General features: G+C 41.9%; 9 protein-coding genes. All 9 read left to right on the top strand.

Annotated features, from left to right (window positions below):
- Positions 1–59 precede the first annotated feature (59 nt).
- From ABE65_RS18555 to ABE65_RS18515, 9 genes are read left to right on the top strand one after another with little or no spacing between them, the layout of a single operon-like run.
- A complete protein-coding gene (locus ABE65_RS18555) occupies positions 60–1,004 on the top strand; it encodes a carbohydrate ABC transporter permease (protein ID WP_082861497.1) in 945 nt (314 codons plus the stop codon).
- 18 nt (positions 1,005–1,022) lie between these two features.
- Complete coding sequence (locus tag ABE65_RS18550) at positions 1,023–1,844, top strand: carbohydrate ABC transporter permease (RefSeq protein ID WP_066398241.1); 822 nt, start codon at positions 1,023–1,025, stop codon at positions 1,842–1,844.
- A gap of 28 nt (positions 1,845–1,872) precedes the next feature.
- The gene (locus ABE65_RS18545; RefSeq protein WP_066398239.1) at positions 1,873–3,228 is read left to right on the top strand and encodes an FAD-dependent oxidoreductase; all 1,356 of its coding nucleotides are present in this window, start codon (positions 1,873–1,875) and stop codon (positions 3,226–3,228) included.
- Positions 3,229–5,778 (top strand): glycoside hydrolase family 38 N-terminal domain-containing protein, encoded by a 2,550-nt coding sequence (locus tag ABE65_RS18540; protein WP_066398237.1) that lies wholly within the window; start codon positions 3,229–3,231, stop codon positions 5,776–5,778.
- Between the two features lie 41 nt (positions 5,779–5,819).
- Complete coding sequence (locus ABE65_RS18535; protein ID WP_156499205.1) at positions 5,820–7,508, top strand: ROK family protein; 1,689 nt, start codon at positions 5,820–5,822, stop codon at positions 7,506–7,508.
- A 38-nt stretch (positions 7,509–7,546) separates the two neighbouring features.
- Positions 7,547–7,888 carry a hypothetical protein gene (locus tag ABE65_RS22105; protein ID WP_066398232.1) on the top strand — a complete coding sequence of 114 codons (342 nt, stop codon included), beginning with the start codon at positions 7,547–7,549 and terminating at the stop codon, positions 7,886–7,888.
- A gap of 46 nt (positions 7,889–7,934) precedes the next feature.
- Positions 7,935–8,894 (top strand): acetylxylan esterase, encoded by a 960-nt coding sequence (locus ABE65_RS18525; RefSeq protein WP_066398230.1) that lies wholly within the window; start codon positions 7,935–7,937, stop codon positions 8,892–8,894.
- An 18-nt stretch (positions 8,895–8,912) separates the two neighbouring features.
- A complete protein-coding gene (locus ABE65_RS18520) occupies positions 8,913–10,445 on the top strand; it encodes a DUF4127 family protein (protein ID WP_066398229.1) in 1,533 nt (510 codons plus the stop codon).
- A 6-nt stretch (positions 10,446–10,451) separates the two neighbouring features.
- The gene (locus tag ABE65_RS18515; protein WP_066398227.1) at positions 10,452–11,339 is read left to right on the top strand and encodes an ROK family protein; all 888 of its coding nucleotides are present in this window, start codon (positions 10,452–10,454) and stop codon (positions 11,337–11,339) included.
- Positions 11,340–11,363: the final 24 nt, after the last annotated feature.

The following is an 11,363-nucleotide window of genomic DNA, read 5'->3' as shown; positions in this document are numbered from 1 at the left end:
AGAGACTAGCTTTTTTTACAAAAAGCCTAGTCTCTACTTTTTAAAAGGGGGGTTCTATCATGAACAGAGAACCTGTTGTACTGCCAAATGTAAAAACAAAAATCAAAGCAACAAAAAAGAAGAAAAAATTAAGCATGAAGTTCCTTACACCATGGCTGTTTTTACTGCCAGCTATCGTGATTCTAGCTACGTTTTTAGTGTATCCGATTCTAGAAGCGTTCAAGTGGAGTTTTCTGGATTATAAAATCATTGCGGGTACTGGAGAATATGTTGGTCTAGCTAACTTTAAAGAGATGTTTGCAGATAAGTATTTCTGGGTTGCGTTAATGAACACGCTGACGTTCCTCGTGATCGTCCTGCCATTAAACGTCTTTTTACCAATGATTTTAGCAGTCCTTGTAAACCAAAGAATAAGAGGAGCTGGCACGTTCCGCGTTCTTTACTATCTCCCAGTTATCACACCCATGGTAGTAGCCGCGCTTATGTGGAAAATGCTTTACTCACAAAGTGGAATTATCTCTGAGTTTTTAGTAAAACTCGGCGTATTCGATGGTCCTACTAATCTACTGGTTCAGTCATCAACAGCACTAACAGCCGTAGCAGCCATAACTGTATGGAAAGGACTCGGCTATTATATGATCATTTATTTGGCAGGTCTGCAATCGATTCCAAAGGATGTTTATGAGTCTGCAAGTATTGATGGAGCTTCTGTTTGGAAGCAGTTTACGAAGATTACAATTCCCATGTTAACGCCATCTATTACACTCGTATCGGTTATGACGATTATTGCTGGAATGAAAGTATTTGAAGAGATAGCCTTAACAACGGGCGGTGGTCCATCAGGTGCGACCACTACGCTCGTTATGTACATCTATAACAAATTTATGAGTCTTGACGTAAGTATCGCGTCTGCTGCAGGTATCGTGTTACTCGTACTTGCCATAGCTGCATCACTTTTACAGATGAAGTTAACAAGCAAACGCGAAGACGATCTGCGTGTTTAATAGATTGGGGGGAAACTCATGAAATCAAAACAAAATAGTAAAGTATGGCTTTATGCTGTTATGCTTCTCATCACTGTCCTAACGGTCGGACCGTTTCTAGTCACTTTATTTATGGCAATGAAATCAGGAAGCGAAGGCATCTACACAAGTCTACTTCCAAAAGACCCAACACTCGCAAACTTTGTAACGGCATTTGAAAAAGCGAACTTTGGACTTTATTTTATGAACACAGCGATTATTACAGCAATCGCGATTCCTTTAAACTTATTGTTCTGCAGTTTAGCGGCATATCCGCTCGCACGTATGGAGTTTAAAGGACGCAGTGTTGTGCTGGCACTCATCATCTCGACCATGATGGTTCCGTTTCAGCTATACATGGCACCACTATTTCAGCTGGCAGGAGAACTTGGACTAAGAAACACACATATCGGTCTTGTTGTGATGCAGGTTTCAACAGCGTTCGGAATCTTTTTAATGCGCCAAGCTTATCTGCGTATCCCAAAAGAACTTGAAGAATCGGCTTACTTAGACGGTGCCAACCGCTTTAAAGTCTGGTATCTCGTCGTATTGCCACTTGTGAAGCCAACACTTGTAACTCTGGCGATCTTCACATTCATGGGCACATGGGGCGATTACTTATGGCCGCTGCTTAACTCAACAGAAAGCAGCATGTACACGTTATCCATCGGGCTCGCACAGCTTTCACAGAACTTTGATGGTTCTAACTTGAAATTAATCTCTGCCGCATCCATCTTAACGACGATTCCTACTTTATTAATCTTTATTTGGCTGCAAAAGTACTTTATTTCAGGTGCAACAGACGGGGCGGTAAAAGGATAAACATAATCTTATTAAGAGGTGAATTCATTTGAGTACCTTATCTTTTTTTGGCAGAGAAGTTCCTGTCATCTATGATGTGGATTGTGTAGTAGTCGGCGGTGGTACAGGAGGAGCTGCTACAGCGATCTCTGCATTAGAAGAAAATATCTCCACCTTAGTTGTAGAAAAAACCATTTCACTCGGAGGAACTCAAACGAATTCTCTTGTTTCTCCTATGATGCCGACTCATGTGAAAACACAGCGTATAAACGTATTGATTACGGAACGATTAAATAAAGAGAATGTTAAAACAAACGATGGAACGACAGCATGCAGCTGGTTTAACGTTGAATCTTTAAATTATGTGCTCGAACAACTCATCACAGAACGCGGAGGCAGCATTCTGTATGATGCGAATTTTATAGATTGCGTAAAGGAACACGGAAAAATAACGCATATCATTGTAAACACATGCAACGGACTGGCAGCGATCTCAGGCAAAACGTTCGTCGATGCAACAGCAGATGCCGTTCTTTCTCGTTCAGCAGGTGTTGAAGTTGTGAGCGGAAATAAAGATGGTGAAAACCAGCAGATCTCATTCCGTTTTGAAATGGGAGGTATTGATATCCCTGAGTTGCGGACGTTTATCCTCTCGCAAAACGAGACGTTTTGTAAGATCGAAAATCCTGACTTTTTTGAGATCGCGATGGTTCCTGGTAAAGGGCATGTGCTAGAGCCTTATTTTAGGGAAGCACTGGCAAACGATGATTTACAAGAAGATGATCTGCGGTACTTCCAAGCGTTTACACAACCAGGAAAACCCACAGTCATGTCATTCAATTGCCCGCACATTCCAGGCATCACGAAAACAACAGATCCGAAGCTTCGTTCAGAGGCTGTTGTAAAAGGAAGACAAATGATTCGCAGGCTCGCAGCCTTTTTACCAAAATACATTCCGGGATTTCAGAACGCATTTTTATTGAAAGAAGCAAATCAGCTTGGTATTCGTGAATCATACCGCATTGTAGGGCAATATGTGCTCACTGAACAGGACTATGTAGACCGTGCTCGATTCCAAGACGGAATTGCTCGAGGCGACTGGTACATTGATGTTCACAGCGTTACAAAGGAATCGGTAAATGAAGCGAAATTTTCTCGCGGAGAATATTACGAGATTCCTTATCGTTCCCTTATCACATTTGAAGTGGAAAATTTAGTTGTTGTAGGCAGACACATCTCTAGCACATTTTTGATGCAAGCCTCTCTTCGCATTCAGCCGACTGTTCGTGATATGGGGCAAGCGGCAGGAATGGCCTGCGCGTATTCGATTAAAAACAACATGGCATTAAATACATTGAACGGTGCACATCTGAAACAGCAGCTTCAAATGGTGGAGGAGTTTTAAATGAAGAACATACAGACAGTAAACATATTGAATCATACGCATTGGGACCGTGAATGGTATGAAACGTTTGAAGAGTTTCGTTTCAGACTTCGCAACGGACTTCGCTATACACAGGAATTGCTGAATGAGGGGAAGATCGATAACTTCTTTTTAGACGGGCAGACGATCGTTCTCGATGATTATAAAGAGATTGTAAGTGATGAAGAGTATGCGCGCCTGCTAACATTCATACAAAAAGGAAAAATTGAAGTCGGTCCATGGTATCTGCTAGCGGATGAGTTTCTCGTTTCAGGTGAGTCCATGATCAAGAACTTGGAAATCGGAACAAACACTGCAAAGAAACTTGGTTCACCGTACAACATCGGATATTTGCCAGATACGTTCGGACACATCAGTCAGATGCCACAAATTTTACAGAATTACGGAATTGATTCAGCTCTCATTTTCCGTGGTGCCATATCAGACCGTTTTGAAAACACGTGGGAAGGCGCAGACGGAACGAAGGTATTTACGATTGTTCTGCCATTATTTGAAGGGTATTATCAAACGTTTCTTAAATCTAAGGATTTTGTGGAGAAGACAAAAACCTATTTAGAAGGAAATGCTCCATACTTAACTTCCGGCAATGCTATGATCATGAACGGAGCGGACCATACATTTACAAGCTCAGATGTAAATGAAAGAGTGAAGCAGTTGAGTGAGAAGATGCCCGATATCGATTTTAAACAAACGTTGATGTCAGAGTACGTAAACTTATTTGCTGGGATAGAACCAGATGCATCGATTTCGGGGGAACAGCGTGATCCATCAAAGATTTTCATTCTCCCAGGTGTGTATTCCACGAGATCTTACTTAAAAAATCAGAACCAAATGTGCGAAGACCAAGCAGTTGGAATCATGGAAGCATTAAACGTTTGGACAAATGGTCGTTCTGATTCTGCAAAGTTCATGGAATATGTGTGGAAGCTGATTTTACAGAACCAGCCTCATGATAGTATCTGCGGTTGCAGTGTGGATGCGGTTCATGACGAGATGGAGACACGAACGCAAAAAGTCTTAAGCGCGATCAGTCGCTTTTCAAAAGATACTCTTCACGATGAATTTCCGTTTGAGTATCTTGACGATTCAATAGATAATGACTACTTATATGTAGTCAACAACACACCGATTGCTTCACGTTATCCTGTTACAGCAACGATCCGTATACCAGCTCCATTAGACAAAGGTTCGATCAAACTGTTTCATAACGAAGAGGAAATTTCGTTTGACGTGTTGAAAAGAGAACGTCGGGAAGAATTTATTCATCATATCCTAGCTGAGCCGCATTATGGGGATTATGTGATTTATGATATTCGTTTTTCGCTGCCGTTTGAAGGAGCTGAAATAAAGGCGCTACGAATCGATACTGTGAAAAATGAATCCGAAGTTGTAGAAAGTCGTGAGTTACCGTTCATTCAAAATGATTTTTACAAAATTGAATGGAATGAGGACAGCTTATCAATCACTGATTTAGAAACAGGCGTGACACATGATAATCAGCATCATTTCACTTCTTCTCTCGATACTGGAGACACGTACAACTATTCACCGCCACTGAAAGATAAAACGAGTAAAGCGATTATTACTGGAGTATCGGATATTCTAAAGGGCGAGACTTTTCAATCCGTCACAGTAAATTATGAGATGAGATTGCCGGCTTCACTGAACGAAGACCGATCAGGTCCTAGTGAGGCGAAAACTACAAATAAGATGAAAACAACGATTACCCTTCATAAAGGGAAAAGGTTCATCTATTTTAAAACGAAGGTAAACAATACAGCGAAAGACCAAAAGCTGAAGGTTGGATTTTCAACCTCAAAAGCCGATATTAGCTATGCAGATACAGCGTTTGACTTGCTAAAAAGGGAAACGCTTCGAGATAAGAAATACGATATGCCGAAAAATAAAGAAGCCGTTATGAATCAATACCCGACTCAATCCACAGTGATCGCAAATGAACATCAGCTTCTTCATCGCGGTTTACAAGAATATGAGATTGATGCGTTTGAAGGAAATGACCATATTTTCTTAAGCGTGATCCGTAGTGTGGGCTGGTTGTCGAGACGTGATCTGCGTACGCGCGGAAATGGGGCTGGACCTGGCTTTGAAACACCAGGTGCACAATGTATCGGTGAGTACGAATTTGAGTACGGATTGGTTCTTGGCAGAAACAACATGAGTTTAAACAACGGGAAGTTTCTGCGTCAGAACGTGTTGACTCAGCAATCACATGTGAAAAAAGAGGATCAAAAGCTATTTAAACTTTCATCAGCAGAGGTTGCTTTTTCCTCATTCATGTTAAAGGAAGAAAATACGTTTGATATTCGTCTGTTCAATCCATCGCTTGAGGATGTGAACACAGATTTAATTCTTGGTTTTGATCCTGAAGAGCTGTACGAAGTTGATTTTACGGGGAACATCCTTTCGAGCATTTCTGCAGCCAAACAAACAACTATTTCGTTTGGCCCTAAACAAATCAAAACCATTCGTGTAAAAAGGAAAGGCCGGTAATGAAGGGATCAAAATTCCGTCCTTAGAAAATGAAGGTGATCATGATGAGAAAGTTTGTAGCATTTGACATAGGCGGGACATTAATTAAATACGGTGTCATTTCAGAAGATGGTACGTTTATTGAAAAATACGAAGTTCCAACAGAGGCGCAGCTTGGCGGACCCGTAATCGTCCAAAAAGTAAAACAGTGTGGAGAGCAGCTGATGAAGCAGCATGAGATTAGTGGGATCTGTGTCAGCACGGCTGGCCAAGTAGATTCCAAAGAAGGCGTCATACTGTTTGCTTCATCTTTAATTCCAAACTACACAGGAACGAAGTTAAAGCAGGAACTTGAGGAACACTTTAACTTGCCTGTAGAAGTAGAAAACGATGTAAACTGCGCCGGACTTGCGGAGTCTTGGATCGGAACTGGGAAAGATTCGAAGAGCTTGTTCTGTCTGACGATTGGTACAGGAATCGGCGGAAGTTACATTTTAGATAATAAACTTCACACGGGTCACAGCTTTAGCGGCGGGGAAATCGGCTATATCCCGATCGAAGGTGGTCAGTTTGAAGAACTAGCTTCGACACGCGTTTTAATTAAAAATGTTGCGAAACGAAAAGATGTAGCTGAGATTGAGCTTGATGGCAAACAGATTTTTGAGATGGCTCAAAGCGGTGATGAAATATGCATCGAGGAAATTGAACGCCTTGTGTACTATCTATCAAAAGGAATCGCAACGATCGCGTACATGATGAATCCGGAAACGATTATTATCGGCGGAGGCATTACGGCCCAAAAGGATTATCTTCTGCCTTTAATCATGAAACAGCTCGAGATCGATGTGATTCCAGCTATCTTAGCGAAAACAAAGATCGAGATCGCCCGTAACTTAAACAATGCTGGTATGGTTGGAGCTCTACGTCATTTCTTGCTTCAAGAATCCCTGCAGCCGCTTAAGAGCATCACGACAATGATCGAATCGAACAGACACAAGCTGACGAAACGCGAGCAGATGATCGCAAAATACATTATCACGAATCTAGAGTCATTCCCGAACAGAACCATTTCAGAACTCTCGCGACAGATCGATGTTTCAGAAGCAACGATTACTCGTTTCTGCCAAAAGCTTGAGTTTGGTTCCTACAATAAGCTTCGATTGATGGCAAAAGAAGCATCTGTCAGCACAAGACTTTTTGAGCCGTCCGAAAGTCTTCACTTAACGGGTGTTAAAGAGACGTATGTAAGTATGCTCAAAAAATTTGATACGCTTTATGAGTTGAAGGATGTAGAGAAAGTAAAGGATCAAGTTGAAAACGCTGAACAGATTTATTTGTATGGCGGAAACAAGCTATCTTTTATCGCGGATCAAATGAAGTATAAATTGATGAGACTTGGTAAGAAAGCAGACACTTTTTTGTCTGCATATGAGATGGAATTATCAACATATACACTAGATTCAAATACACTAGTTATCGGACTCAGTGCTTCTGGTTATGATTCTGAAGTGGTTAGTATGCTGAGGCAAGCGAAGAAGTTAGGGTGTGAAACGATCGGCGTGACGAGCCAGCAGGATTCTCCGTTAGCAGAGGTCTCTAATACGCGATTACTCATTCCAGCGACAGACGATATCGTGGGTGACGATAACTCTATTTGTGAGGTTTCCGCATTCTACCTGATGGATGTTATTTTAAAAGAACTGCGTAATGACTATAAGGCTGCGGGAAATCACCAAAAAGAGATTATTTAATGTGTGTTGTGCTTAGGCTTGCGCTCAAATGAGCCATATTGGACGCTGATGAGACGAATGGGCAGGATTTGGAGCTGAAGCAGAGGGATGAAGTTTGTATTTTGGGTTGTTGTGAGCGAAAAGAGGAGTCTACTGAGCGAAAAGCTGGTCAGTTTGAGCGAAACAGTGGATCCAATGAACGAAATGGAGGGTGTATAGAGCGAAAAACGGCCTTGATTGAGCGAACGTGTAATAAATATAAGAACACGTACCGTGAAATTCAGACATCATACATTTCGATTGCGCAGAATGAAGCTCACCGGGCCACTAGTACGCTTTTAACCGCACCATTACGTCTGCAAGCTACAAAAAAAGAACTGAAAAGAAAGGAGAAAATATGAAACTACAAAATATTTTCTCCTTTTTACGTACGAAGGGTGATCGGTCATGATTGCATACGATGTAGAACTAAATAAACTGCGAAATTACAAACCTCAGCAGACGAAGAAAGCTGATTTTGATGCATTTTGGAATGGGTTAAAAGTTGAAAATCAGAAATATCCTCTAAACGTTGAAGTGAAGGAACGGGCATACAGTGTTCCAGGTGTGAAGGTGTATGACGTGGCTTTTGATGGATTTCGTAATTCACGCATTCACGGTGTTTACGTGACACCAGAAGTTGTGCAAGAGAATGCTCCAGCAGCAGTCATCTTTCATGGCTACAATTGGAACACACTGCAGCCGCACTATACGTTTAAGCATGTTATTCAAGGGATACCCGCTTTATTAGTAGATGTAAGAGGACAGAGTGTGAAATCGGCAGATAAGAATTCCTATGAAAATGGTGGCGCAGCCGGTTGGCTAACGCAGGGTATTTTCAACCCTGACCAGTATTATTACACTCATGTTTATATGGATTGTTATCGAAGTGTTGACGTTGTAAGAAAGCTGTCTGGAGGAAGCGATGTTTTTCTGGAAGGTGGAAGTCAGGGTGGAGGTTTGGCTATCGCCACTGCTGCTTTACAGGAGAACATCCTTTTAACGTTGTGTGATATTCCGTTTATGGCGAACTTCGAACACTCATTTGGCCTTGCTGCAGAAGGACCTTATACAGAGATTTCACATTATTTTAAAGTACACGATCCACAGCATCAAACATCAACAAAAATCTTTGAAACGCTTAGTTATGTGGACGCGATGAATCTAGCAGGCTCTGTAACGTGTCCGGTTCTGTTATCGGTGGGAATGATTGATCCCGTATGTCCGCCTTCAAGCGTTTTTGCTTTGTATCATCATTTAGGCGGGCCAAAGGAAATCAGGACGTACCGTGAATACGGCCACGAAGTTCCTATGATTCATGAAGAAGAAAAGCTGAAGTTTATTTATTCATATTTAAAAAGTATGTAGCGAAAGAAGGCTAAACGCATGAAGATTGCTTATTTACCAATAGATGAACGCCCCTGCAACATCACCTATGTTCAGATGATTGCGGAGTCTTCAAAGGATGTAGAGTTGTTTGTTCCTGGACCTGAACTCTTAGGTTATAAAAAGAAGGCAGCGAATACAGAAGGACTGTGGAACTGGCTAAAAAATCTAGCTGGGAAAGTGGATGCTCTTATTTTAAGCATTGATATGTTGGTTTACGGTGGGCTGCTTCCATCCAGACTGCATGATTTGACTCAAAAAGAGAGTGCGGTATGGGTGGAGCGGTTACGCTCGTTGCGTCAGGATTATCCGAATCTAGGAATCTATGCATCGAACTTGATCATGCGGACGCCAAAATACAGTTCGAGTGACGAGGAACCCGATTATTATGAACACTGGGGTCGGGAATTGTTTTTACGCTCTTATTTGTTGGATAAAGAGAAGCGCGAGAAGTTAACAGAGCATGAGACGAAACAACTAAGTGAGATCAAGGCTAAGTTGCCCAAAGAGCATATTGAAGACTATGAGACGAGACGTGCTTTCAATTCAAACATAAATGTACAAATGCTAGATTTGGTTAAGGAAGGCGTGCTTACATTTTTGTCCATTCCTCAGGATGACAGTTCCGAATACGGATATACGGCGATCGATCAAAGCGCTGTGGTGACAAAACGAGAACAGCTGCGTTTATATAAAAAAGTTCATATGTATCCTGGTGCTGATGAAGTTGGTGCTACATTGCTATCTCGAGTTTACAATGATCTACGAGGACAGAAACCTAAGATTTTTCCTATATGGAGCAGTACGTTCGGGTCGCAGCTTGTGCCGATGTATGAAGATCGTCCTTTTGCAGAAAGTTTAAAAGCACACGTGTTAGCAGCGGGGTGTCAGTTGGTGGATCGTGCAGATGATGCCGATCTGATTCTTGCTTATAATACGCCAGGTCGCGTCATGCAAGAATCATGGGAACAGAATGCAAAAGATATTACGTACACGAGTTTCAGAAATATGCTCACGTTTGTGGATCAGATCAAGCATTTTATCGACTCGGGGAAAAAAGTCATTGTGTCAGATTCCGCATACGCCAATGGGGGAGACCGCGAGTTGATTACACTTTTAGATGAAGAGGGTATTCTTGATAAACTCGTCTCATACAAAGGATGGAACACGAATTGTAATACACTAGGTACAACCATCTGCCAAGGGGTGTTGGGTGCTGATGGGAAACAGCAGCAGATTCAAGAAAACCTTATCTACCATCTATTTGATGATTATTTTTATCAAGCAGAAATTCGTATGGAAATGAACACAGATTATCTGCCGAAGTATGATTTAAATTATTTTGATTTAAAAGAGGCTGCGGGCTCTGTAAATGAAGAACGCAATGAACGAATGTTTAATAGATTCAATGAGATGATTTTGCATAGTTTTCAGGCGTTTAAGGTAGAAGATTTGAAAACGTTCGCTCCATGGAACCGAATGTTTGAATGTGGACTTTCCTTTAATTTAAAGGATGCTACACGAAAGGAGTGATTTTTTGTGATATTAGGCGCAATTGAAGCAGGCGGCACTAAGTTTGTATGTGGCATCGGAAATGAGGACGGGGAAGTTCTAGAGAGAATTTCTATTCCGACAACAACCCCTGAAGAAACGATGAGACTGGTTGTTGATTACTTTAAGGAAAAAAAGGTGGATGCTCTAGGAGTTGGTTCATTCGGACCGGTTGATTTAGATGTTTCAAGTCCGACTTATGGATACATAACAAGTACCCCAAAAAAACATTGGAATCAGTATGATCTAGTAGGTGAACTGAAGAACCATTTTCATGTTCCGATCGGATTTGATACGGATGTGAATGCAGCCGCTCTAGGTGAATCTCTCTGGGGTGCCGCCAAAAGTCTAGATAGCTGTCTATATATGACGGTAGGAACTGGAATTGGAGTAGGAGCCGTTTCGGAAGGAAAGTTGGTACACGGGATGCTTCACCCGGAGATGGGGCACATCTTGGTCCGCAGACATGGTGATGATCATTTTGCTGGAAGCTGCCCCTTTCATGGTGATTGTCTAGAAGGTATGGCATCAGGTTCAGCGATCGAAGCACGTTGGGGAAAGAAGGGGATAGAGCTTGCGTCAGATTCGAGTGTTTGGGAACTAGAAGCTTATTATCTCGCACAAGCTCTTGTGAATTACATATTGGTCCTCTCTCCAAAGCGCATTGTGATCGGTGGTGGTGTGATGAAGCAAGAACACGTATATCCGCTCGTTCGAAAATGGGTGATTCAACTGTTAAACGGGTACATTCAACATAAAAATGTAGAGGGTCACATTGATACGTATATTGTTCCGCCTGCTTTGGGTGACAACGCAGGTTTGTGTGGTGCGTTAGCCTTGGCAAGACAAGCGTATGCTATTAAAAAGACAAGCTGACTCTGGGAAAACAGTCAGCTTGTC

It is taken from the genome of Fictibacillus phosphorivorans (assembly GCF_001629705.1).
GTDB lineage: Bacteria > Bacillota > Bacilli > Bacillales > Fictibacillaceae > Fictibacillus > Fictibacillus phosphorivorans_A.
Note: the sequence above shows the minus strand (reverse complement) of the source record. Positions and strands in the feature narration are given on the sequence as shown.